The organism is Amycolatopsis sp. NPDC001319, from assembly GCF_042896185.1.
GTDB lineage: Bacteria > Actinomycetota > Actinomycetes > Mycobacteriales > Pseudonocardiaceae > Amycolatopsis.
Window position 1 is genome coordinate 717291 of record NZ_JBIAWY010000005.1, and the last position, 23577, is coordinate 740867.

Below are 23577 nucleotides of genomic sequence, written 5' to 3' on the forward strand. Positions count from 1 at the left end.
GCGCAACCAAGGAGCCGGGGCTGAGAACACCTGGACCTACAACGTCCGACCCAGCACCGAAACCAGCGAGGCGATCCGCTCCTCGTCGCGCCGGTAATGGGTCCACTTCCCCACTCGCGTGGACCGCACCAGGCCCGCGCGCTCCAGCTCCGCGAGGTAGGCCGACACCGTCGACTGCGCCAGACCCGCCTTCGCCTGGATGTGGCTCACGCACACGCCGACGTCGAGCACCCCGCCGTCGAGCGGGAAGTGCTGCGCGGGGTCCCGCAGCCACGTGAGCAGCTGCAGCCGCACGGGGTTGGCCAGTGCGCGCAACGCCCGCACGACCTCGGGATCCGCGGCTGTTTCCACAGCTGCAGGATACCGCGGACATTTCGCGGTATCCCGATCCGAACTAGCTGCGCCGCAGGTTCTCGATCGCCACGTCCAGCGCGTTCTCCAGGTGCGCGGACGACCCCGTGGACAGCAGCATCATCACCCCGCCCTGAAGCCCGGCCAGCAAAGCCGACGCCGCTCGCGCGGGATCGACCGACGGTCCGACCTCGCCGGTCGCCTGCAGGTGCCGGATGCCGGCCGCGAGCTCGGCGAGCCAGCGCTCCATGAGCTGCGTCGACACCGCCTGTGCGCCCGGGGTGTTGCGGCCGAGCTGCGACATCACGACGTTGATCGGGCAGTGCCGGCCCTGCTCGGTGTAGTGCGCCACCACGGTGTCGCGCCACGACTGCCACGCGTCCCACGTGTGCAGCGCGCCGAGGTAGGGCTGCTGCGAACCCAGCACCTGCTCGGCCTCGAACTCCGCGACGGCCAGCAGCAGCTGCTCCTTGCCGTCGGGAAAGTAGTGGAACAGCTGGCTTTTGCTCGTGCCGGTGCGCGCGCGGACGTCGTCGAGCGTGGTGTCGAACACCCCGCGCTCGCGGATCTCGGCAGCGGCGCCCTCGACGATGCGCTGCCGCGTCGCGGCGCCCTTGCTGGTGAGCGTCTGGGTCACGGCCACCCCTTCGCAGTCTGGACTTGCCGGTCCAATTTAGCGCGGGCACGGTTGAACCCGCCAGTCCATTCCACGAAAGGAAGCTCCACCGTGACCTCACGTTTCGAAGGCCGCACCGCGCTCGTCACCGGTTCGACGGGCGGAATCGGCGTCGCCATCGCGCGCGCGTTCGCCGCCGAGGGCGCCCACGTGCTGGTGAGCGGCCGCGACGCCGAACGCGGCGAGAAGGTGACCGCCGGGATCGCCGAGGCAGGCGGCCGCGCCACGTTCGTGCGTGCCGACCTCACCACCGGCGCGGCCGTGCGCGAGCTCGCCCAAGCCGCCGAACAGGCAGCGGGTGGCGCGCTCGACATCCTCGTCAACAACGCCGCCCTGCTGATCTTCCCCTCGCCCACCGCCGACGTGGCCGAAGAGCTGATCGACGCCGCGCTCGCCGTGAACATCAAGGCGCCGATGCTGCTCACCGGCCTGCTCGCGCCGGGCATGGCCGCGCGCGGCAGCGGCGCGATCGTGAACCTCGGCTCCATCAACGGCCTCGACGGCATGGCCGGCTCCGCCCTCTACAGCACCACCAAGGCCGCCGTGCACTCGCTGACGAAGTCGTGGGCCGCGGAGTACGGACCGTCGGGCGTGCGCGTGAACACCGTCGCGCCCGGACCCACCTTCACCGAGCGCATCGCGGGTTCGGCCGAAGCACTGGAGCACGTGCGGCCGATGCTGGCGACCCTCCCGTCGCGGCGGGCGAGCCAGCCGGAGGAGATCGCGAGCGCCGTGCTGTTCCTGGCGAGCGACGACGCGCTGAACATCCACGGCACCACGCTCAGCGTCGACGGCGGCTACTCGGCCGTGCGGTCGGCCTGAGTCAGAAGGCCGTTCCGCCGTCCGACCAGTTCGTCTCGCCGAAGTCCTCGTCGTCCACCGCCGCACGACGAGGACGCGGCTGCGGTTTCGGCGCCGGCTCAGGCTCCGGCGCCGCGGCCACCGCGGTTTCCGCGGGCTCCCCCGCAGCTTCCGGTACCCCGTTCGGCCACACGCACGGCGAGGTCGCCCCGAGGTACAGCTTGCCGAGCTCATTGGCCTGGATCGACATGTCGAAGCTGTCGGAAGCGTTGCGCGCGAACACGTACTGGTCCGTCGGCCGCCGGTCGATGACGACGGTGAAGCCGTGCGCCCGCCACCAGGTGACCACGGCGTCGAAGTACTGGCCGAACGCCGCCACCTGCACCCCGGTGATCTCGTAGGTCACCGAGATCTCGAAGCGCCCGGGTGGGCCGTCGTCGGTCGGGTCGGTGCACTCGGACCGGTTCTGCGAGAACAAGGTGCGCGACGCCGCGGGCGGCAGCGCCTCGAACGCGGCGCGCACGTAGTCCTCGACCCGGTCGTGGGCTTGTTTCTCGGTCATCGTGGTTTCCATGGCCCCACCTCCGGGGGAGCAGGCGACACAGGTCAGCAGGACGGTCAGCGCGGCGAGCGCGCGGCGAGCGCTCACCCCGGCTTCCCCGCGATGATGCGGCCGAAGCTGCGCAGCGAGGGGTTGTTGTCCTCCCAGTACTGGCTGTGCGCCGCCCCGGAAAGCCCGCCCTCGTACCACGGGCCCTTGGTGCCCGGCGCGGAGTCGAAGACCTGGCCGCCGAAGTCCGAGCCGGTCGGGCTTGGCCCGAGGGGGTCGTGGCCGGCGACGCCGACGTTGGTGATCTTGATCATGTCGTGCTCGGCGACGGTGGAGTGCACGTGCTGCGCCACCTGGTCCTGCGGCACGCCGTCGAGGTGCAGCTGGTTCGCATGGTCGACGCCGACGCCGGGGCTCGCGACGAACACGAGCTCGTCGGCGTCGAGGCCACCGTCGCGCGCGGCGTGGCCGACCACGGTGGTGCCGTAGCTGTGGCCGAGCACGGTGTTGTGCGAAGGCGCGCCGTCGTGCGAGGCGCGCAGGCCTTCCTCGAACTTCGAGAGGTCGGCTTTTCCGTGATCGGCATAGCTTTCGCCGGCGGCGTCCCACAGCTCGTCCGGCGCGTCGTAGCCGACCCAGGTGATCACGGACGGCGAGGGTGAGCCCGCCATCGTCGCCGACTGCCACATCTTGTCCGAGCGCCCGAGGTCACCGCCGATCTTCGAGAGCTCACTGCCGGTGCCGGGCACGTACGTGGCGACATCCGTTGCCGTGTCGGGGTTTCCCGCGGCGACCACGGCCTTGCCGTCGCCGCTCGTGTCCAGCTGCACCAGGTACGCCTGCGGTTTGCCGGGACCGGTGCCCTTGAGCCGGTTGTCGATGTCGGTGAGCCCGCGCAGCTTCGCCTTCGCGTCGTCACTCGGATCGTTGCGCAGCCGGGTCGTTTCCCGTTGCAGGACAAGCCGGTTGGCGGCGTCGCGGTCCTTCACGGGGACGCCGTCGAGGTTGCGCACGAGGTCCGGGTTGTCGCGCAGGATCGTGCCCTGCGCGGTGGTCGACAGGCTGTCCCACCACGCGCGGTTGTCACCGGGCGTGCCACCCTGCGGCGGGCCGATCGTCGACAAGCCGCTTTGCGCGGTGCCGGCGTCGGCCGCCTGCGCGAGCGTGGTGGCGCCCTGGTCGGTGATCTCGCCGTTCGCCGCGCGCGTGAGGATGCCGGCGAAATCGGCGTCGACGTCGGTGGCCTGGCGCAGGATCTGCTCGATCCGGTCGGACAGCTCGACGCGAATGCGCTCGTCGGGCGCCGCGCCCGGGCCCGGCACGGTCGTGACCCAGCCGCCGTCGTCGATGGCGAACCCGTTGTGCGCGGCCAACTCGTCGGTGTCGCGGACGTCGGCGGAGATGCGTTCCACGGCCAGCTGCGTCTCGTGCGCGCCGCGCCGCACGGCCGAAGCCTCGGCGACGAGCTGTTCGAGGCGAGTGGTCAACGCAGTGCCGCGGGCCTGCGCGGCCGTTGCGGCGTCTCCGGTCCAGCCGTCGAGGCGCGACATGCCTTCGACGTCGCCGTCGGCGGCCAGGAGCTGCTCGCAGCGTTGGTTCAGCAGGTCGGCCACCGTGCCGACCGCCCCGGCGTTCCAGCTCCGCACGTCGCCCCAGGTGATCACCGGCCCGCCCCGTTCACGTCGTTCGTGGCCTGCTGCTCGGTGCCGCGGTAGCCGCGCGCGGCGTCGTCGAGCTGCCCGCCGTAGGCCTCGGTGTCGGTCGCCCACTGCGGCACGGCCTCGTGCCAGACCTCGCTCAGCCGCGCCGCCGCGGTCACGCTCGTGCCACCCGGCAGTCCGGTCGCGATCCCGCCGAGCGCGCCGGCCAGATCCACCGGACGCACCGCCGCGGCCGCGCGGTGGGCGTGCCCCGCCGCCTCGCTCACCGTCGCCGGAACGACTTCGAACCCCGCACCCATGCGCGTACCTCGTCTTCCCCAGGTGACCAGACGACACCGTACGACGAACGGCGTATGCACGCGGTTCCGAGACAACCCCGGAAATCCGGATTGTCTGTACCACTGCGCCTGACCTGCGCACTTTCGCTCTTACCTTGTCCACATATGTGAATGCCAGTCACGTGACTGAATAGTTATCAGCCGGTGTATTGCCCCCGGATGGGCTGCGTGTGACGGTGTACGGCGAAGTTCGCCGGAACGCGTCCGGCGCCCTGCCAGGGAAAAACCGGCTATTCGAGACCCACCATGTTCGGCCGACGGCGCTGGTCCCCACCGGCGAACCGCACCGGCCGGCCAGCACCGGAAAGAGACGGCTCGGTTATGACACAGACAGCCGCGGCGCGGCGGCCCATCAACAGGACCACGTTGTACTTCTTCGGTGCCCTCGGCGGCATCCTGTTCGGTTACGACCTCGGTGTCATTTCGGGTGTGCTGCCGTTCATCGGCAAGACCTGGAACCTGACCGGGTGGGACAAGGGCGTGATCACCGCCAGCCTGTCGGTCGGCGCGATCATCGGTGCCGTCTTCTCCTCGCGGATGAACGAGAAGCTGGGCCGGCGGCGCACGATCATGGTGGCCGCGGTCATCGTCATCATCGGCACGATCGCGGCGAGCGTCTCGCCGAGCTTCGCGCTGCTGATCGTCTCGCGGCTCGTGATCGGTGTCGGCATCGGGCTTTCCTCGTCCACGGTGCCGACCTACCTGTCCGAGCTGGCCCCGGCCCGCCAGCGCGGTGCCATGGGCGCGCTCAACCAGATCTTCATTGTGCTCGGCATCCTGATCGCGTTCCTCGTGAGCTACGGCCTCGGCCCGTCCGGCAACTGGCGGCTGATGTTCGCCGGTGCCGTCGTGCCGGCCGTGATCCTGCTGGTGGGCTTGATCTTCCTGCCCGAGACGCCGCGGTGGCTGGTCGCCAACGGTCACGAGGAGCAGGCGCGCTCGGTGCTCAAGAGCTCGCACGGCAACTCGGTGAACGTCGACAAGGAGATCAGCACCATCCGCGAGGTCATCCGCCTCGACACGGAATCGGCCAAGACGCGCTTCCGCGACCTGTGGGCGCCGATGGTGCGCCCGATGCTGATCGTGGCTCTGCTGCTCGCCGTCGGCCAGCAGTTCAGCGGCGTGAACGCGGTCAACGCGTACTTCCCGACCATGCTGATCGGCCTCGGCTTCGCCACGCAGGCGGCGCTGCTGTCCGGTGTGCTGCTGGGTGTCACGAAGTTCCTGTTCACCGCGTGGGTGGTGTTCGTCGTCGACCGCTGGGGCCGCAAGCCGCTGCTGCTGATCGGCAACGTGCTCATGGTCATCACGCTCGTCGCGGCCGGGTTCATCGTGATCGAGGTGGACGACGTGACCACCAAGGGCATCCTGATGCTCGTCGCGATGGTGCTCTACCTGGTGGGCTACGAGCTCGGCTGGGGCGCGGTCGTGTGGGTGATGATGGCCGAGGTGTTCCCGCTCAAGGTCCGCGCGGCGGGCATGGGCATCAGCAGCGTGGTGCTGTGGGCCGCGACCGGCATCATCAGCGCGATCTTCCCGATCATCTCCGATCCGGGCGCGCTGGGGCTCGGCGGTTCGATGTTCCTCTTCGCCGGGATCAACGTCGTGCTGTTCGGCCTCACCAAGTGGCTGGTCCCCGAGACCAAGGGGCGCACGCTCGAGCAGATCGAGCTCGACCTGCGCGGGCGCCACAAGGCGCGCGCCAAGGCCGAAGCGGCCTGATCATTCCCATCCGGCCGGCCGGGGCGGGGCGTTCGCGCCGCGCCCCGGCCGCCGTCGTTTTCAGGTCCGCGTCAGGTCCACTTCGGACAGAATTTGCCGCGCGGAGTTGGCACGGCGGTGATCACAGTGCTGTACTGCCACCAGAGCGCGAGGAGGTGGCGGCATGACCGAGCCGGACGGGACACCGGGCCGCCACCGCGTGTCCGACCCCGCCGAGGGTGCCGGTGACCTGCCGCTCGTGCGGCCGTACGCGCGCACCCGCACGCCAGCGCCGGTCAGCCACGAGCTGGCGCTGGAGACACTGGTCTCGACCACCGAGCTGGGCCGACGGCTGAGCCGCCTGCTGCGGGAGCCCTACGGCAGCGCGTGCGAGCTGTGCGTGTCCACGGTGTCGGTCGCCGAGCTGTCGGCGTATCTGAACCTTTCGATCGGCACCGCGCGCGAGCTCGTCGACGAACTGGTCGGCGAGGAGCTGCTCTACGCCCACCCGCCGGTCGGCGCGTACGACCCGGAGTCCCGCACGCAGGTGCTCGACCGCATGCTCGGCGGGCTCGACCGGCTGTAGCGGCGCGGATATCGTCGGAGCGGTGCCGACTTCCGTGGCCCGGTTCGACCGGTGGATCAGGAACGAGTTCGTCGAGTACAACACCGCGCTGGAAGAGGCGTACTTCGCCGAGCGGCGCGAGGTGCTCGGCGGCCGTCCCGAGCTGGACGAGCTCCAGCGCGCCATCGTCACCGAAGGCCACCACCTGATCGGCCGCATCCTCGACGAGGGCGCGCTACCCGTGGTAGAGCGGGAGAAGTACCAGCTTCTCGGCATGGTGGGCTACCACCTCGCTGCCTGCCGGAGGCACGAATCGGTTGCGCCGGGTGCCGAGGAGCTGTCGTCCGCCTGGTCGCTGGCATCGTTGCTCGGGTCCTCGCTGGGTGTGGCGCCGCGGTTCGTTTTCGCGCACCAGGCGATGTACAACCCGGCCAGTGGCGGGCAGTTCCAGACCTTCACTTCTCTCGAGGACGAGGCTGTTTTCCTGACCAACAACGGGCTCGCCGTTTTCGCGTACCAACGCGCGGCCGAGGCCGTTCGGCGGATTGTTCCGATCGGGGTGTCGAGTCCGCTTTCCGCGTATTTACTGGAAACGGCTCGGGCGGCTTTGGACGACGTGCTGCAGTTCAACCGGACGCTGTCGAAGACGCTGGACGTGGAGCAGTTCTTCTTCAACGTCCGGCCGTACTTCAAAACGTACCGAGTGGGCAACGCCGAATACCGCGGGGCGAACGCCGGCGATTTCTCCGCGATCAACGAGCTCGACGTCCTGCTGGGACTGGCGACTACGCGGGATCCCTTCTACCAGAACGTGGTGGTGGAGAAGTACCCGTACGTGACCCCCGAAGACCAGGTGCGACTGCGGGCGATCGGCGACGAGGAATCACTGCTCACGCGGTTCCTGCGGGAAGCCGAGAGTGCACCCGGCCCGCAGCTGAGCCGCAACGCGGAATTGTTCCTCGCCCTGTGCCGCGCCCACGGCGCCGCGTACACCTACCACCACCACAAGCTCGTTCTGCCGTTCCTCGTCGAACCCGCGAAAACGGCGCCGCCGGAACGGCTTTCCGAACTCACGGCGAGCGGCCCGCCGTTGGAGGTCGTGGTTTCCGGGCTTTCACACCTGGCGGATCTGCGTTCGGCACACGACCGGCCTGGAAAACCGTCGGCGCGAAAGGACCTCGACCGGCTCCGGGAACTGGTTTCGCGCGGAACCGGTGACGGCCACCCTGCGTCACTCACCGCATCGGCCGAGTAACTCCGCAGGTGCGGCGGCGGCTTTCCCACCGTTGATCCCGATCGACGAAAGGGAAGTGAAGCCTTGAGACCGAGAATGTGGGCCGGCGCCGCAACGCTGGCCGTGACGGCTCTTGCCATGGGTGCGATACCGGCCGCGGCCGTGACCGGGAACCTGCCGGGCGGGACGAGCATCGCGGTCACCGTGACCGGGCCGGCCGAGGACACCGTGATCCCCCAAGGTCCCGCGACCGTCACCGGCACCGCGTCGGTGGGCACCGGCGCGGCGGTGAAGGACACCGGGCTCACCTACGTGCTCGACGTGTCCGGCAGCACCGGCTCCGGCTGCGCGAACACCACCGTGCTGGGCTGCGAGATCGCGGCGGCCAAGGCGCTCAACAACGACGCGGCGGCCCCCAACACCGTGATCGGCAGCGTCGGCGCGGCCGTGTTCGGCACCGGCGGCGCCGCGGCCGACGTGCGTCCCGCGGCCGGCGACCAGCCGCTGACCACCCCGACCGCCGACGACAACGGCAACGGCACCCGCGACATCAACGAGGTCCTCGACTCGGCCGTGATCGGCGGCGTCGGCAAGTTCACCGCGAAGAACTTCCCGAGCGGCACGGACTACGTCGCCGGGATCAACGCCGCGAAAGCCGTGACCAACGCGCAGAGCGAGAACCGCAAGATCGTGGTCTTCCTCTCCGACGGCATCGCGGCCGGTGACGTGCGGCCGCCGCTGAGCTCGGTGCCCGCGAGCGTCACGTACTACACGTTCGCCGTCGGTGCCGGCGCGAGCTGCGCCGGGACCTCGTACCCGGCGAGCCTGCAGGCCATCGCCGACCTCACCGGCGGCACCTGCACCGCCGTACCCGACCCCGCCAACCTGCCCAACGTGCTCCCGGGCGTGATCGACTCGCAGCTCAGCGCGCTGACGCTGTCGGTCGACGGCGGCGGCGCGACGCCGGTGACGAACGTGAACCCCGGGCTGCCGCGCACAGGCCCGGCGTCCGTCACGTATTCCGTGGCCACCGGCCCCCTCGCGCCGGGGCGCCACCAGCTGTGCGTGACGGCGCACGGCACCGACGGCGGCGGCCCGGGCACCGTGGCCGACTGCACGCACGTGATCGTGAACGCGCCGCCGGTGGTCTCGGCGGGTGGCCCGTACGCGGGTCAGGAAGGCGCGGCGATTTCGCTGGCCGGCACGGTCACCGACCCCGACGGTCCGGCCGGCACACGGCACTGGAGCATCGCGCCGGGCTCGGGCGTCGACGCTGGCGCGACGTGCTCGATCGGCGACGCGGCTGCGCTGAGCACCACCGTGACATGTGACGACGACGGCGTGTGGACCCTCACCCTGACCGCCGACGACGGCGTGAACCCGCCCGTCTCGCGCACGGCGAACCTGACCGTGTCGAACGTGGCCCCGCACGTGAGCGTCACCGCGCCGGCCACCGACGCGGTGTTCAACCACGGGGCCGCGGTGGCGGTGACCGCGCCGTTCACCGACGTCGGCAAGCACGACACGCACACCTGCACCGTCGACTACGCCGACGGTTCGCCGCTCGTGACGGGTTCGGTCTCGGAGACCCCGGGCTCGGGCACCTGCACGGCTTCGCATGCGTACACGGTTTCGGGCACGTACAACGTGCTGGTACGCGTGACCGACGACGACGGTGGCGCGGCGACGGCGATCGTGCGGATCATCGTGAACGATCCGCCGGTGGTGGTGGCCGGTGGCCCGTACGCGGGTCAAGAGGGCACGGCGGTTTCACTGGCCGGTTCGGTGTCCGATCCGGACGGTCCTTCGCTTGCCACGCACTGGAGCGCGACTCCGCAGTCCGGTGTGGACAGTGGGACTTCCTGTGCCTTCGCCGATCCCGCCGCGTTGTCGACGACGGTGACCTGTGACGACGACGGCGTGTGGACGCTCACGCTCTCGGCCGACGACAGCCTGCACCCGGCCGTGCTGAAGACGACCACGCTGACGCTGACGAACGTCGCGCCGCACGTGAGCATCTCGTCGCCGCCCGACGGACAGCTCGTGCTGCGGGGCGCGGCCATCGGCGTCACCGCGCCGTTCACCGACATCGGCACGCACGACACGCACACCTGCACGGTCGACTTCGGTGACGGAACGCCGGTGGCCACCGGCGCCGTTGCCGAGACGCCGGGTTCGGGCACCTGCACCGCTTCGCACGCCTTCACCGGCGTCGGCGCGCACAACGTGCTGGTCACCGTGACCGACGACGACGGCGACGCGGCCACCGCCGTGGTCAAGATCGTGTCGTACGTGCGGGCCGAGGCGTGGTCGCTCAGCGCGAGCGGCCTGATCAACGTCAGCAAGACGCCGCTCGCCGGTTGCCCGCCGAACAGCAACCACACCACGGCTTCGCTGAACGTGCTCGGGCTGGCCTCCGTCCAGGCCCTCCACGCCGACTGCACCCTCGACGCGGCCACCGGCCGCACCGACGCGGGCGCGCTCGTCTCGGGCGCTTCGCTGCTCGGTGGCGTGATCTCGCTGAAGGACATCCAGACGTCCTGCGTCGCCGATGAGACCGGCCTGCACGGGTCCTCCCGCGTGGGCACGCTGAACGGCCAGCCGATCGGCACCGGCCCGGTCACCATCGGCATCCCCGGGGTGGCGACGGTGCACCTCAACGAGACGGTCACCGGACCGAACGGTCAGCTCGCGCAGTACGCCGTGCGAGTCGTGACGCTGCTCGGCCAGGAGATCGTGCTGTCGGGCTGCCGCATGGGCTTCTGACTGCGCGCGGGTTTCCGACAACGCATGGGTTTCTGACAGCGCATGGGTTTCTGACAGCATGGTGCCGCGGCGGAGGTTCCGTCGCGGCACCACGTCGTTCTGCGTGACCGCTCGAGGTTCAGCTGCCCTCGTGCAGGGAATGGATCATGCTCCGCAGGATCCGGAACGCGCCTTCCTGCTCGGTCCCGGTCAGGCCGGTCAGCATTCTGACCTCGACGGACCGGACCGCCACGGTCGCCTTCTCCAGCAGCCGCCGGCCGCGCGGCGTGAGCCGCGTGGGAAGAACCTTCCCGACCGGTGCCTCCGCGGGCCTGGTCACCTGCCCCTCCCGTTCCAGGGTCTGGAGCAGCACGTTCATCGACTGCCGGGTCACGAACGCGCCCCGCGCGAGCTCGGAGTTCGACAAGCCCGGTCGTTGGGCCAGCAGTTCGAGGCAGGAGTAGTGCGTCACGGTCATGCCGAGCGGCCGCAGCACCTCCTCCATGGCTGCGCGCAGGGCGCTCGACGCCTCCTTCAGCAGGTAGCCCAGTGACTTGTCCAGGTCGACGCCCTCTTGACTCATGTCAGCATTCTGACATAGATTGCCCCGTGTCAGAAGACTGACACGAATCGAGGAGCTTCGTCATGCCCGTCACCGGCCCCGACTTCATCTCACTCCAAGCGCGCGACCTCAACGCGTCGCAGGCGTTCTACGAGCAGTACCTCGGCCTCGTCCGCTCGCCGGCCGGACCTCCGCACGCCGTCGTCTTCGAGACGAAGCCGATCGCGTTCGCGCTCCGCGACGTCGTTCCCGGCACCGATCTCGCGTCCGTCGCCCAGCCGGGTATCGGTGCCGCGATCTGGCTGCACGCCACTGACGTCCAGGCCATTCACGATGCGCTCGTCGCCGACGGCCACACCATCGTCTCCGCGCCGATCGACGGTCCCTTCGGCCGGACCTTCACCTTCGCCGATCCCGACGGCTACCAGGTCACTCTCCACGACCGCGCCTGAACCGCGGAAAGAACTCATTCGGGCACGTGTGACGAGCGAAATAGGGCCGGAGATGAATTGTTATCCCGACAGGGTGGACAGACCGCGTCGAAAATGTTTTGTCGACCCGATCGGGTGAGTGCGGAAAAAAGTCCACCGGCGCATTAACCCGCGCGACGTGAAGCGGCCCGGCACCCCAGGGGGAAGGGTGCCGGGCCGGTTTCGCGGGGAGAGGTCAGCAGCTGATGAGCAGGCTGGTGACGGCGTGGCAGGAGCGCGACGCCTTGTCGTTGGCGGGGTTGGGGTCCGTCGGGGAGCTCGCCTGACGCTGGGCCGTGGTGGTGAGCGTGCCGATGGTCAGGAGGCCGGCGCGGGCCGTGAAGCTCGCCTTGGCCGAGGAGCCCGAGGCGAGGGACGCGACGTTGCAGGTGACCGTGCGGCCGGAAGCCGTGCAGCTGGAGGACTTCGAGTACTGCAGGCCGCTGGGCAGCGTGGCCTGGAGCTTGACGCCCGTGGCGGTGGCGGGGCCGCTGTTCTTCGCGGTGATCGTGTAGGTGATCTCCGAGCTGAGGACGCCCGCGGGAGCGGCGGTCAGCGACACGGCGACGTCGGCGGAGTCGGTGGCCGGGGTGATGGTGATGGCCGGGCCGTCGAGGGTTTCGAAGGCGAAGTTGTCGCCCACGAACTGGTCCTGCAGGGTGACCGAGCCGGCCGGGGCGGTGTCCTTGACCTTGAGGGTGAAGGTGACCGTGGCGCTCTGGCTCGGCGCGAGGTCGCCGACGGTCGCGCGGAGGCTGCTCCCGAGCACGCCGCACGGGACATCGCAGGACACCACGTCAGCGACGTCGGTGATCGGTGTCTCCTTGCCGTACAGCGCGGCCTTGGCGCCGGTGACGGTGAAGTCCTGCGGGTTGTACAGCGTCTCGGTGACCGTGAAGGTCTCACCGCGCTGCAGGCTCGTGGGGCTCACGTCGATCGCGCTGCTGGGCGGGGCGGCGAGCGCCGCACCGGGCGCCACGAACAGCACCGCGGCGGAGGCCGCCACCACCGAGAGAATGGTGATACCGCGCCGGCGTCTTTGCTTGTCCATGCTTTCTCACTATTTCGTCCGAGGGGTACCGCTCTGGCATTTTCGGGAAGACTCGGGAAAACGTAGCTGCCCCTCCGTCGCCCGAAGCCCTTCGTTCGTTACAGGGCCATTCAGCGCACCCGCCGCTGATCCACAGTGAGTTTTTCACCTGATGCCGGCAAATCCCGGTGGAGATCAGTCCGGCAGCAGCGGCACCGACATCCCGGGGTCGTGTCCGAGCAACGACCCGCGCGTGATCGCCGCGCTGCCGAACCGGTCGCGGATCCCGTCGACGGCCGAGTCGACGGCCACCCCGTCCTCGATCTCGAACGGCAGCACCAACTGCACCGACCCGTGCGGCGTCAGGTTCGAGAACGAGATCCCCAGCAGCGTGAGCCCGCGGTCGTAGACCATCGATTGGGCCTCCACCAACAACTTCCGCGCCGCGGCCAGCAACGTCTCGGTGTGGTCGGTGGCCTCGACCAGCGTGCGCGACCGCGTGGCCCGCGTGAAGTCGGCGAACCGCATGCGCAGCACGACCGTTCGCGTGAGCCGCGACGCCGACCGCAGCCGCCGGGCCAGCCGGTCCACAATGGACACGAGCAGCTCGTCCAGCTCCGCCATCGACCGCCGCCGACGCCCCAGCGCGCGCTGCGACCCCATGGACCGGCGGCGCCGGCCGACCTGCACCGGACGTGGGTCCAGACCACGCGACAGCGCGTGGAGGTGGTGCCCGGCTCCCCGGCCGAGAATCGACACCAGGTCCACCTCCGGCAGCTCCGCCACCTGCCGCACGGTGCGGATCCCGCGTGAGCGCAGCTTTTCCGACGTCACCTTCCCCACGCCCCACAGCCGCTCCACCGGCAACGGGTGCAGGAACTCCAGCTCCCCCTCGGGCGGCACGACCAGCAACCCGTCCGGCTTCGCCACCGCGCTGGCCACCTTCGCGAGGAACTTCGTGCGCGCCACCCCCACCGTGATCGGCAGGCCGACGCGCGCGAGCACCTCGGCCCGCAGCCGCCGCGCGATCTCCGACGGGCTGCCCGCGATGCGCCGCAGCCCGCCCACGTCCAGGAACGCCTCGTCGATCGACAGCCCCTCCACGACCGGCGTGGTGTCCCGGAAGACCTCGAACACGGCCTTGCTCGCCGCGCTGTACGCCGCCATCCGCGGCGGCACCACCACCGCGTGCGGGCACAGCCGCAGAGCCTGCGCACCACCCATGGCGGTCCGCACGCCCAGCCTCTTCGCCTCGTAACTCGCCGCCAGCACCACCCCGCCCCCGACGATCACGGGCCGGCCGCGCAGGCGCGGATCATCGCGCTGCTCGACCGACGCGTAGAACGCGTCCAGATCGGCGTGGAGGATGGGGCCTTCGGTCGACACGAACATATGTTCGCATCGATCACCGACAAAACCGGCCCCCTTGTCACCCGAATGGCGCAGTAGGCGGTGTCGGGCGTGCCCGGCAGCCTCTCACCTCTTCCACCGGTTGAGGATCCGGCGAGCATGCCTGCCGGCGAGTCGTTGAGCGGCGTGCTCAGCCGTCGGGCCGCTGCGTTCGCGTGAGAGCCGAGGCCACGAGAGCGACGGCCGGGTCGTCGTCCTGGGTCAGCTGCTGCAGGAGGTCGTCGGCCGCGGGCAGTTCGGCGAGGGCTTGCGTCAGCCGGATCCGTACGGCCGAGTCCGAGGTGTGGGCGGCGAGCTCGTCGGCCAGGGCGGCCTTGATCGGGCCGGCGCAGGAGGCGTCCAGCGACAGCGCGCCCAGGACTTCGGCCGCTTCGACGTCGTTCGGCCCGTCCACCACCATCGCGACGAGCGTGGGCACGGCCGCGGGAAAACCCCGGCCGCCCGACGCCAGAGCCGCCCGAGTCCGGACCGTCGGGTCCGGGTCGTCGAGCGCGCCGAGCAGCGCTGCCGACGCGTCCTCCCCCGGCAGCGAAGCGATGGCCCGGACCGCGCGCCGCCGGACGTCGACGTCGGCGGAGCGCAGGCCCGCCGCCAGGCTTGCCAAGCCGTCGCCGCCCGCGCGGGCGAGGGCCCACCGGAGGGCGCCCGCGACGTTCTGGTCGGGTTCGGCGAGCACCGCCTCGGCCAGCAGCTCCGCCGGCACCTCCTCGACCGGGGCCAGCGCGGCCTGCTGCCGGCGTGCGGCGTCCGGCGAGTCGAGCCCGTGCAGCAGCTCCACCAGGCGCAGCACGTCCTGCCAGCCCGGCGGCGCCGACGCGTCGACCCGGCGCAGCCGCTCCAGCAGCTCCTGCTCGCGTGTCAGCCGGTCTTCGGTCCGCCGGATCAGCTCACCGACCAAAGTGGACGGTGCGAACGCCGGATCCTCCAGCGCGCGGCCGATCTCGCGCAGCGACAACCCCAGCGACCGCAGGCTTTCCACGTGGAAGATCCGCCGGATGTCCTCGGCGGAGTACTCGCGGTAGCCGCCGACGGTGCGGCCGGTGGGGCGCACCAGCCCGAGGGTGTCGTAGTGCCGGAGCATCCGGGCACTCACCCCCGAGCGGCGCGCCACCTCACCGATCAGCACCGGCCACCTCCGCCGCCCGTTCCGGCCCGAGCGCGGCCATCCGCTTGGCCTCGTCGACGGCCGGGCCGAAGGCCGCCTCCGGGTCACGCAGCAGCCGTTCCGTGGCGCGGGCATGCGCACGGACCACGGGTTCGGCACTCACCAGCACCTTTCGCAGCAGCGGTTCGATCCCGTCCCCGAGCGCCACCAGCGCCCGGCTCAGGCTCAGCTTCACGTGCCGGTCCCCGCGGCCGAGCTGCGCCGACAGTTCCTCGGCCAGCGCGAGCTTCTCCGCCTCGGGCACGAGCACGACGGCCGCCCGCCAGGCACTCCGCGCGACCTCGTCGTCGGCGTCGCGCAGCAACGACCGCGTGATTTCGGGCCAGACACTCGCGTCGCCGATCTTGGACAGCGTGTGCAACGCCTGGCTGCGCGCCTGGGCGCGCCCGGACCGCAGCTCCGCGACGAGCCGGGGCACGGTCAGCTCAGCCGGCAGCCGCGTCAACGCCCAGGTGAGCATGTCGCGCACGAAGAAGTCGGGCTCCACCGCGCACCGCGCCACGAGCGGCTCGAGCAGCCCGGAATCGGCGTCCGTGCCGGCCGCCAGCGCCGCCTGCAGCCGCGTCGACGAATTTCCGGCGCCGAGTGCTTCGCGCAAATGTGGGGTCGTGTGTGGCGTGTTGATCGGAACCACCTCCTGCGACCCAGTGAAGACCTTGTCACGATGTCAAGGTCAAGCGCAGAAGATCAGCCGCGGAAGCGCAGACCGTCCAGCAGCAGGTCGAGCAGCCGCCCGGCTTGCTCGCGTTGCGCCGGCTCGCCGGCCGCCAGCGCGATGCCGCTGAGGCCGATGAGGACGTCGTCCACGAGGACGTCGCCGCGGAGGGTGCCGGCGGCGATCAGCGGGGCGACCAGCTGCTCGATGGTGGAGTTCAGGCGGTCGCGGCTGTGGGCGTACGGGTTGCCGCCGGAGGCGATCACGGCGCGCAGGGCGTCGGACATGCCGATCTTCGTGGTCATGTAGTCCACGAAGCGGTCCATCCATGTGCGCAGCGCCTCGAAGGGCGGCAGCTCCTGCAGCAGCGCGGGGCCGGCGTCGCACAGCTGGTCCAGCTCGTTGCGGTACGCGGCCTCGATCAGGGCCTCACGCGTCGGGAAGTGGCGGTACAGCGTGCCGATGCCGACGCCGGCGTCCTTGGCGATCGCGTCGAGCGTGGCGTCGAGGCCCTTCTCGGAGAACTGTCGCACCGCGGACGCGAGCAGGAGGTCGCGGTTGCGCCGCGCGTCCGCACGTAGTGGTTTGGTCACAGTGGCTTCGTCACCTCTCACCCCTTCCGTCTCGTCAACTCAAGCATACTTGCGAACGGAGGATCCTCCGGTTAATGTCGGACTCAACCGGAGGCTCCTCCGTATCGAGTCCGGAACAGGAACGCCATGCGCATCACCACCCCGTTCACCAGGGAGTCCACCGCCGCCGACGTCAGCGCGGGCGTCGACCTCACCGGCCGCCGCGCGATCGTCACCGGGGGCGCGTCCGGCATCGGCGTCGAGACGGCCCGCGCGCTCGCGCAGGCCGGGGCCGAGGTCACGCTGGCCGTCCGCAACACCGAGGCCGGCCACCGCACCGTCGAGGCGATCACGGCGGCCACGGGCAACGCCGCCGTCGACGTCAAGCACCTCGAACTGGCCGACCGCGACTCCGTCGCCAAGCTCGCGAGCGACTGGCAGGGCCCGCTGCACATCCTCGTGAACAACGCCGGCGTGATGGCCGAGCCGCTCAACCGCACACCGGAAGGCTGGGAGCACCAGTTCGCCACCAACCACCTCGGCCACTTCGGCCTCGCGCTCGGCCTGCACGACGCCCTCGCCCGAGCCGGCGGCGCGCGCATCGTGGCCGTGAGCTCCAGTGCCCACCTGCGCTCGGGCGTCGTTTTCGACGACATCCACTTCGAACGCCGCGAGTACGACCCGTGGTCGGCCTACGGCCAATCGAAGTCCGCGAACGTCCTCTTCGCCGTCGAGGCCACCCGGCGCTGGGCCGCCGACGGCATCACCGCCAACGCCCTCATGCCGGGCGGCATCCGCACCAACCTGCAGCGCCACCAGGCCGACGACGCCGAGTTCAACGAGATCGCCAAGACCTACCCGTGGAAGACCACCGAGCAGGGCGCGTCGACCTCGGTGCTGCTCGCCGCGTCTCCCCTGTTGGCCGGCGTCGGCGGCCGCTACTTCGAGGACAACAACGAAGCCGAGCCCCACGTCCCGCCGTCCCGCGACGGCGTCGCGGCCCACGCGCTCGACCCGGAAGCGGCGACGCTGCTGTGGGAGGTCTCGCTGGAGCTGCTCGCGCGCTGACCCGACGGTCGGCCTGCGCCGCTCGGGTCGTTCGGGCCGGATCAGCGTGCGGGTGCCCGCGGTGTCTGCTTAGGGTCATTCGGTGCGGCTCGTGCTGTTCGACCTCGACAACACCCTCGTCGACCGGGCGGAGGGGTTCCGGCGCTGGGCTTGGGAGTTCTGCGCGGAACACCGCCTGACGCCCGGCGACGCCACGTGGCTCGCGTCCGCCGACGAGGACGGCCTCGCCCCGCGCGACGTCTTCTTCAAAGCCGTGCGCGACCGGTTCGCCCTGCGCGACACCGCCGCGGAGCTGCTCGAGTCGTACCAGCAGCGGCACCCGGCGCTGATCCCCGCCGCGCCGGGCGTGCTGACCGGCCTGCCGCGGTTGCGCGCGGCGGGCTGGCGGATCGGCGTGGTGACCAACGGCAACGCCGAACAGCAGCTCGCCACCCTGCTGTGCACGGGGGTCGCGGGGCTCGTGGACGGGTGGGCGATCTCGGAGCACGAAGGCGTCGCCAAGCCGGACCGGCGGCTGTTCGAGATCGCGGCGGAACGCTGCGAGGCGCCGTTGCGCGACGGCTGGATGGTCGGCGACGGCGAGGAGACCGACGTCGCCGGCGGCCGGGCCGCGGGGCTGCACACGGTGTGGGTCGACCGGGGGCGCGCGTGGAGCGGGGACGAAAAGGCCCCGGACCACGTCGTCACCGACGTTGCCGGGGCCATCGAACTGCTGCTGGAGTGAGGACTCAGCTTTCGGAGTCGATCTTCCAGACGCCGTTGTCGTTGACCATGTGGTACGTGTGGTGGTTGGTCTGACTGGCCCCACCGGCGGACACGTAGGTGATGTCGGCGCTGAGCATGTCAGTGCCGATCGACTTCACGTTGCTCGCGCGCGCGGACTTGTAGTCGTCCCAGAAGTTCTGGTACGTGGCGAAAGTCTGGTGCTTGCTCGCCTTGAAGTTGTCCGTGAGCAGGCCGAAGCCCTGTTGCAGGTCGCCCGGGATGAGCGAGAAGTAGCGCGTCAGCGCCGCTTCCATGTCCTGCGGCGAGCTGACCGAACTGCTGGTGGGTGACGACGGCGGGCTGCTGGGCGCCGACGGGGTGCTCGGAGGCGGCGGTGTCGTCGGCGGGTTCGTGGTCGACGGCGGCGGCGCCGGGGCGTTCGCGGACGACGAGTTGACCACCGGAGACGCGCCACCGGCCGTCGGGGGCGTGCCGTTGTTGCGGTTCACCAGCACGATCGCCACGACGACGAGCACCACGAGCACGGCGCCGACGCCGGCGAGGACCATCGAGCGCTGTCTTCGGTCGACAGGTGCCGGGGCGGGAGTCGTCGGGGCGGCGGCCGGAGCCGGAGCGGCCGGGAGCGGCGCGGGCACCGTCAGCGGGATCGGCACCGACGCGACGGGCGTGACCCCGCCGTCGAGCTCCCGCAGCTCGGTGAGCACCTCGGCCATCGACGGCCGGTCCTCGGGCTTGAGCTCCAGCAGCTTCAGCAGCAACGGCTCCAGCTTCCCCGCCTGCTTCGGTGGGTTGATCGAACCGCTGGACACGCGGTACAGCAACGCGATCGCGTTGTCCGCCGTGCCGAACGGTGGCGCGCCCTCCACCGCCATGTAGAGCGTGGCGCCGAGGGCGAAGACGTCGGAGGCGAACATCGCTTCCTCGCCGCGGGCGACCTCGGGCGCGAGAAACGCGGGCGTACCGGAGATTTCGCCCGTGGCCGTCAGCGTGACGTCGCCGACCGCGCGGGAGATACCGAAGTCGGTGACCTTGACGGTGCCGTCTTCGCCGAGGAGCACGTTGCCGGGCTTGACGTCGCGGTGCACGATGCCGGCGCGGTGCGCGGCGGCCAGCACACCGGCCAGCTGCACGGCGATGGGGATGACCTCTTCGACGGTCAGCGGGCCGTCGTCGTGCAGCTTCGCCGAGAGGCTGCGCGAAGGCAGGTACTCCATGATCAGCCACGGGCGGTCTTCGTACTCGACCACGTTGAACACGGAGATGGCGTTGGGGTGCTGCAGGCGCGCGGCGATGCGGGCCTCGCGCATGGCGCGGTTCTTCGCCTCGGCGACTTTCTCCTCGCCCTGGTTCATCGGCATGAGGAGTTCTTTCACCGCGACGACGCGGCCGAGGATCTTGTCCTCGCCGCGCCAGACCATGCCCATGGCGCCGCTGCCGATGAGCTCGACGAGCTGGTAGCGACCGGCGATCTGCCGGCTCTCCTCGGTCAACGAAAAACCCCTCAGTGCGACGTTCACGGACGGCGATCGCCAAGTTTTTCACGGCGCTCGCCCGGGTGTCCCTACGACCCACCGGAGGGTGCGGGGGTTGCTCCGCGTGGCCGAACCGGGACACTCTGATCATATGAGCGCCGGCGCCCCGACATTCCGAAACGTGTTCGGCGTGACCGAATTCCGGGCCCTGTGGCTCGCGCACGTGCTGTCGGTCGCCGGTGATCAACTGGCTCGGGTCGCGCTCACGGTCCTCGTGTTCGACCGTACCGAATCCGCGGGCTGGGCGGCGCTCACGTACGCGCTGACTTACCTGCCCGATCTCCTCGGCGGCGCGCTCGGCGGGCTGGCCGACCGGTTCCCGCGCCGCACGGTGCTCGTGGTGGCCGACGTGCTGCGGGCCGTGCTCGTGGCCGTGATGGCGATCCCGGGGCTGCCGTGGCCGGTCGCGGCGGCGCTGCTGGTGGTGGTGCAGCTGGCGGCCGGGCCGTTCCAGTCCGCGCGGCAGGCCGTGCTGCCGGACATCCTCGGCCCCGACCGGTTGCCCGTCGGCCAGGCGATGTTGTCCTCGACGTACCAGGCGGCGCTCGTGATCGGCTTCGGCGCGGGCGCGGCGGTGGTCGCGTGGCTCGGCGTGACGGGCGCGCTGGCCGTGGACGCGGTGACCTTCGCCGTGTCGGCACTCGCGCTGCGGTGGGGCCTGCGGCCGCACCCGGTGAACGTCGTCGAGCGGGGTCCGGCGCCTTCCCAGTGGGCTTCGCTCGTCGCGGGCTGCCGGCTGGTCGGGCGGGACCGGCGGTTGCGGTCGTTGCTGGCGATCGCGTGCTGCAGCGGGTTCTACGTGGTGCCCGAAGGCCTGGCCGTGCCGATCTCCGCGCAGCTCGGCGGTACGGCGGTGCTGGCGTGGCTGCTCATCGCCAACCCCGTCGGTTCGCTGCTCGGCGCGGTGCTGCTCAGCCGGGTGCCACGCGTACGCCAGGCGCGGCTGCTCGGGCCGCTCGCCGTGGCGACCAGCCTGGTGCTGCTGCCGACGGGCTGGACGCCCGGGCTCGTCGTGCTGGTGGTTTTGTGGACGTTGTCCGGGATGTTCTCCGCGCACGACTTGATCACTCAGGTGCAGTACAGCCTCGCCGCCCCGCCCGAACAGCGCGGCCAGGTGATCGGCGTCGCGATCGCGGCCCTGCGGGCGTCGCAGGGCGTCGCGATCGCGGCCGCCGGCGCGCTCACCCAGGTGCTCGCGCCCACGACCGTGGTGGCCGTCGCGGCCGTCGCCGGCGCGACCGTCGCCGCCCTCGCCGCCGCGGCCTGGCTGCGCGCGGCGTGGCCTCGTCGAAGTCCCCTCGACGAGGCCACGCCACCTGCCGCGTCCTGAACCACACGGCTCACGTCCGGTGACCGGCCCACCTCCTCGTGGTTCTCGTGGTGCTCGTGGTTCTCGTGCACAGTCGGGCTCTCTCGCGGGCAGGACTCACGTCCAGTTGTTGTCACGCATGCCTTTCACCCCCTCGTCGGGTGTTCGCGGGCTTCGGGTCAGCAGGTCCAGTTGTTGTCGCGCACCTGGCGCTCCTCTCGGTCGGTCGGGGCCATTGCTGTCGTCGGGCGGGGGGTCAGCGGGGCCAGTTGTTGTCACGCACGGGCGTCTCCTCTCGGGCTCGTCGGGGTGACCGGCTTGGTTCAGCGAGTCCAGTTGTTGTCGCGCACGGGCTTCTCCCTTCCACTCGTCACGGACGTTGACCACTTGCCTCAGCGGGTCCAGTTGTTGTCGCGCACCGGCGTCTCCTCTCCGCTCGTCGTGTTCGTTGGTCTGACCTCAGAACCGCGGACCTCAGCGGGTCCAGTTGTTGTCACGCATCGTCGAAACCTCCTTCCCCGCCAGTGCTTCGCCCCATTCGCCGGTCACCAGTTGTTGTCACGCACGGCTCTACCCCCTTTCGCCTCGGCTGTTCAGCGGACTTCGGCCGTCACCAGTTGTTGTCCCGCACCGCCGGACCTCCTTTCCGCATCGCGGTTCGCCAACAGTTCGGACACTCACCAGTTGTTGTCCTGCACCGTGGACACCTCCTCCCACAGATCGCACCGAAACGCTTGCAACCCTCGACCTCAGGTCGAGCTCAACGGTCCAGACCACTCAAGCCGAAGCCGCCCAGTTGTTGTCGCACACCGTCGTCACCTCCTCGCCAGGGCCGCACCGACCGGCGGGTTCGCGGAGCTCGCCGGTCACCGATCGTGGTTGTCGCACGTCAGTGGCTTCAGTGGCCGGAGACCGCGGATTCCCAGGTACGCCAAGGAATCCCGGCGGGCCACCACTACGCTCAGTGGTCACCTCCCCTCTGCGCGGGCCGGGCGCTGGGCTGTCCGGGCGAAATTCCCCGGCCAGGTCCCATAGTCCGGACCACGGGCGGCACACGGCGCGCCCCGTCGTTTACGGTAGAAGCCAACCGGGTGAGGTGAAGAGTGCGCGGACGAGCAAACCGGTCTGCCGGATGGTTCACGGGCTGGCGCCTTTGGCGGTTGCCCTCGCACGTCCGCACTTATGTGCTCCTCGTCAACTTCCTGGCGATCCTGGCGTCGGTGAGCACCGCGTGGCTGGTGCCGGTGCACCAGCAGGACTTGATTCGCTTCGGCGTGCTGGCCGTGTGCGCGGCCGCCGCCATCGAGGCCACGCGCCACATCGAGCGCCAGCGCGAGTACAACCGCGCGCCCACGGTCGCGTACGTCGACACCAAGGCCGTATGGAGCATCGCGGCCGTGGTGGCGCTGCCGGCCGTGCTCGCGACGGCGATGGTCGTGTTCACGTACGCGGTGGCGTGGTGGCGTGTCTGGCCGCGGGAACGGCCGGTGCTCCCCCACCGCTGGATCTTCTCCGCCGCGTCGGTGCTGTGCGGCACCCAGGCGGCGGTCGCCGTGCTCGCGCTGGGCATGCACCACTACCCCGGCGTGCCGGCCGCGGGGTTCCTCCCCGGCCTCACCGACCTGGTCGTCGTCATCTTCGCGGCCGCCCTGCGCTGGGCCATCAACACGGCGCTGGTGATGGTCGCCATCGCGCTCTCCAGCCCGCCGCGGACGCTGTCGGACCTGTTCTCCGGCTTCGGCGACCAGCTGCTGGAGGCCGGCGCGATCGGCCTCGGCCTGGTCACCGCCGCGCTGCTCCTGCTGGCCAACCCGCTGGTGCTCACCGGCGTGGTCGTGGCGCTGGTGGCGCTGCACCGCGGCCTGTTGCTCGCGCAGTTCCAGCGCGACGCGCGCACCGACGTGACCACGGGCCTGGCCACCAAGCGCTGGTGGCGCACGCTGGCTGAGCAGTACCTCGAGCGCGCCCGCACGGGCAACGGCACCGTCGGCGTGCTGCTGCTCGACCTCGACCACTTCAAGGCCATCAACGACACCTACGGCCACCCGACGGGCGACGTCGTGCTGCGCGAGATCGCCATCGCGCTGCGCAGCGAGGTGCGCGACCAGGACATCTGCGGCCGCTGGGGTGGCGAGGAGTTCGCGATCGTGCTGCCCAACGTCCCGACGATGGAGCAACTCGGGCAGCTCGCCGACCGCATCCGCCGGCGCATTCCGAAGGTCGTCGTGCCCTTGCCCGAGCGCGACACGGTCATCAGCGACCTCACCGTGTCGATCGGCTGCGCGCTCTACCCGGCCGAGCACCTCACGGGCGTCGACGACGTGCTGGTCGCCACCGACACCGCCCTTTACCGGGCGAAGCAGGCGGGCCGCAACCGCGTGGAGCTCGCCACACACTGAAGGACGTTCCGGACAACCCCGCCTTCTCGTTCCGACTTAGCCTCCCCCGCGTGCCAC

The 23577-nt window shown here is 70.6% G+C and carries 22 protein-coding genes; 10 read left to right on the top strand and 12 right to left on the bottom strand.

The genetic code is table 11. The features are described from left to right. Positions 1-36 precede the first annotated feature (36 nt). Both ACFY1H_RS22530 and ACFY1H_RS22535 read right to left on the bottom strand, forming a co-directional pair. Complete coding sequence (locus ACFY1H_RS22530; RefSeq protein WP_386949084.1) at positions 37-351, bottom strand: ArsR/SmtB family transcription factor; 315 nt, start codon at positions 349-351, stop codon at positions 37-39. Between the two features lie 43 nt (positions 352-394). Beyond that, positions 395-988 carry a TetR/AcrR family transcriptional regulator gene (locus tag ACFY1H_RS22535; protein ID WP_366578779.1) on the bottom strand — a complete coding sequence of 198 codons (594 nt, stop codon included), beginning with the start codon at positions 986-988 and terminating at the stop codon, positions 395-397. Positions 989-1078: 90 nt separating this feature from the next. On the opposite strand from ACFY1H_RS22535, the gene ACFY1H_RS22540 reads away from it, so the two are divergent. Next, the gene (locus ACFY1H_RS22540; protein WP_386949089.1) at positions 1079-1849 is read left to right on the top strand and encodes an SDR family NAD(P)-dependent oxidoreductase; all 771 of its coding nucleotides are present in this window, start codon (positions 1079-1081) and stop codon (positions 1847-1849) included. Between the two features lies 1 nt (position 1850). Here the strand turns inward: ACFY1H_RS22540 and ACFY1H_RS22545 are convergent, their stop codons facing one another. Genes ACFY1H_RS22545 through ACFY1H_RS22555 form a run of 3 tightly spaced genes read right to left on the bottom strand, consistent with a single transcriptional unit; the run spans position 1851 to position 4338 of the window. After that, positions 1851-2477 carry a hypothetical protein gene (locus ACFY1H_RS22545; protein WP_386949092.1) on the bottom strand — a complete coding sequence of 209 codons (627 nt, stop codon included), beginning with the start codon at positions 2475-2477 and terminating at the stop codon, positions 1851-1853. Continuing rightward, the gene (locus ACFY1H_RS22550; RefSeq protein ID WP_386949094.1) at positions 2474-4042 is read right to left on the bottom strand and encodes an alpha/beta hydrolase; all 1569 of its coding nucleotides are present in this window, start codon (positions 4040-4042) and stop codon (positions 2474-2476) included. Before ACFY1H_RS22550 ends, ACFY1H_RS22545 begins: the two co-directional genes overlap by 4 nt. Continuing rightward, positions 4039-4338: a hypothetical protein gene (locus ACFY1H_RS22555; RefSeq protein ID WP_366578771.1), complete on the bottom strand. Its 300-nt coding sequence runs from the start codon at positions 4336-4338 to the stop codon at positions 4039-4041. The genes ACFY1H_RS22550 and ACFY1H_RS22555 overlap by 4 nt, the downstream gene beginning before the upstream one ends. A 360-nt stretch (positions 4339-4698) precedes the next feature. Here ACFY1H_RS22555 and ACFY1H_RS22560 point away from each other — a divergent pair, with 360 nt between their 5' ends. From ACFY1H_RS22560 to ACFY1H_RS22575, 4 genes are all read left to right on the top strand, one after another. Beyond that, a complete protein-coding gene (locus ACFY1H_RS22560; RefSeq protein ID WP_366578769.1) occupies positions 4699-6099 on the top strand; it encodes a sugar porter family MFS transporter in 1401 nt (466 codons plus the stop codon). Between the two features lie 163 nt (positions 6100-6262). Next, the gene (locus ACFY1H_RS22565) at positions 6263-6664 is read left to right on the top strand and encodes a DUF742 domain-containing protein (protein ID WP_366578767.1); all 402 of its coding nucleotides are present in this window, start codon (positions 6263-6265) and stop codon (positions 6662-6664) included. 22 nt (positions 6665-6686) lie between these two features. Then, complete coding sequence (locus tag ACFY1H_RS22570) at positions 6687-7898, top strand: monodechloroaminopyrrolnitrin synthase PrnB family protein (protein ID WP_386949099.1); 1212 nt, start codon at positions 6687-6689, stop codon at positions 7896-7898. A gap of 117 nt (positions 7899-8015) precedes the next feature. Beyond that, a complete protein-coding gene (locus tag ACFY1H_RS22575) occupies positions 8016-10643 on the top strand; it encodes a PKD domain-containing protein (RefSeq protein WP_366578763.1) in 2628 nt (875 codons plus the stop codon). Between the two features lie 118 nt (positions 10644-10761). Here ACFY1H_RS22575 and ACFY1H_RS22580 read toward each other — a convergent pair whose 3' ends face one another. Then, entirely contained in the window at positions 10762-11205 is a 444-nt protein-coding gene (locus ACFY1H_RS22580; RefSeq protein ID WP_366578761.1) for a MarR family transcriptional regulator, read from the bottom strand. Between the two features lie 62 nt (positions 11206-11267). Here ACFY1H_RS22580 and ACFY1H_RS22585 point away from each other — a divergent pair, with 62 nt between their 5' ends. Beyond that, on the top strand, positions 11268-11636 hold the full coding sequence (locus ACFY1H_RS22585) for a VOC family protein (RefSeq protein ID WP_366578760.1): 369 nt from the start codon (positions 11268-11270) through the stop codon (positions 11634-11636). A 214-nt stretch (positions 11637-11850) separates the two neighbouring features. Here the strand turns inward: ACFY1H_RS22585 and ACFY1H_RS22590 are convergent, their stop codons facing one another. The 5 genes from ACFY1H_RS22590 to ACFY1H_RS22610 all read right to left on the bottom strand — a co-directional run bounded on the left by ACFY1H_RS22590 (position 11851) and on the right by ACFY1H_RS22610 (position 16507). Then, positions 11851-12705 carry a hypothetical protein gene (locus tag ACFY1H_RS22590; RefSeq protein WP_386949104.1) on the bottom strand — a complete coding sequence of 285 codons (855 nt, stop codon included), beginning with the start codon at positions 12703-12705 and terminating at the stop codon, positions 11851-11853. Positions 12706-12879: 174 nt separating this feature from the next. After that, on the bottom strand, positions 12880-14076 hold the full coding sequence (gene dinB, locus ACFY1H_RS22595) for a DNA polymerase IV (protein ID WP_386949107.1): 1197 nt from the start codon (positions 14074-14076) through the stop codon (positions 12880-12882). A gap of 148 nt (positions 14077-14224) precedes the next feature. After that, the gene (locus ACFY1H_RS22600; protein ID WP_386949110.1) at positions 14225-15220 is read right to left on the bottom strand and encodes a MerR family transcriptional regulator; all 996 of its coding nucleotides are present in this window, start codon (positions 15218-15220) and stop codon (positions 14225-14227) included. Continuing rightward, the gene (locus ACFY1H_RS22605; RefSeq protein ID WP_386949113.1) at positions 15207-15893 is read right to left on the bottom strand and encodes a HEAT repeat domain-containing protein; all 687 of its coding nucleotides are present in this window, start codon (positions 15891-15893) and stop codon (positions 15207-15209) included. The genes ACFY1H_RS22600 and ACFY1H_RS22605 overlap by 14 nt, the downstream gene beginning before the upstream one ends. 53 nt (positions 15894-15946) lie before the next feature. After that, positions 15947-16507, bottom strand: a complete 561-nt coding sequence (locus ACFY1H_RS22610; RefSeq protein ID WP_386949116.1) for a TetR/AcrR family transcriptional regulator — start codon at positions 16505-16507, stop codon at positions 15947-15949. 126 nt (positions 16508-16633) lie between these two features. On the opposite strand from ACFY1H_RS22610, the gene ACFY1H_RS22615 reads away from it, so the two are divergent. Both ACFY1H_RS22615 and ACFY1H_RS22620 read left to right on the top strand, forming a co-directional pair. Continuing rightward, positions 16634-17554: an SDR family NAD(P)-dependent oxidoreductase gene (locus tag ACFY1H_RS22615; RefSeq protein WP_386949119.1), complete on the top strand. Its 921-nt coding sequence runs from the start codon at positions 16634-16636 to the stop codon at positions 17552-17554. An 82-nt stretch (positions 17555-17636) separates the two neighbouring features. Beyond that, positions 17637-18278, top strand: coding sequence for an HAD family hydrolase (locus ACFY1H_RS22620; RefSeq protein WP_386949122.1), 642 nt, complete (start codon positions 17637-17639; stop codon positions 18276-18278). A 4-nt stretch (positions 18279-18282) separates the two neighbouring features. Here ACFY1H_RS22620 and ACFY1H_RS22625 read toward each other — a convergent pair whose 3' ends face one another. After that, positions 18283-19770, bottom strand: a complete 1488-nt coding sequence (locus tag ACFY1H_RS22625; protein WP_386949125.1) for a serine/threonine-protein kinase — start codon at positions 19768-19770, stop codon at positions 18283-18285. Between the two features lie 133 nt (positions 19771-19903). Between ACFY1H_RS22625 and ACFY1H_RS22630 the strand changes: the two genes are divergently transcribed. Together ACFY1H_RS22630 and ACFY1H_RS22635 are read left to right on the top strand one after the other, a co-directional pair. Beyond that, a complete protein-coding gene (locus ACFY1H_RS22630) occupies positions 19904-21142 on the top strand; it encodes an MFS transporter (protein WP_386949128.1) in 1239 nt (412 codons plus the stop codon). Between the two features lie 1139 nt (positions 21143-22281). Then, positions 22282-23520, top strand: coding sequence for a GGDEF domain-containing protein (locus ACFY1H_RS22635; protein WP_366578739.1), 1239 nt, complete (start codon positions 22282-22284; stop codon positions 23518-23520). Positions 23521-23577: the final 57 nt, after the last annotated feature.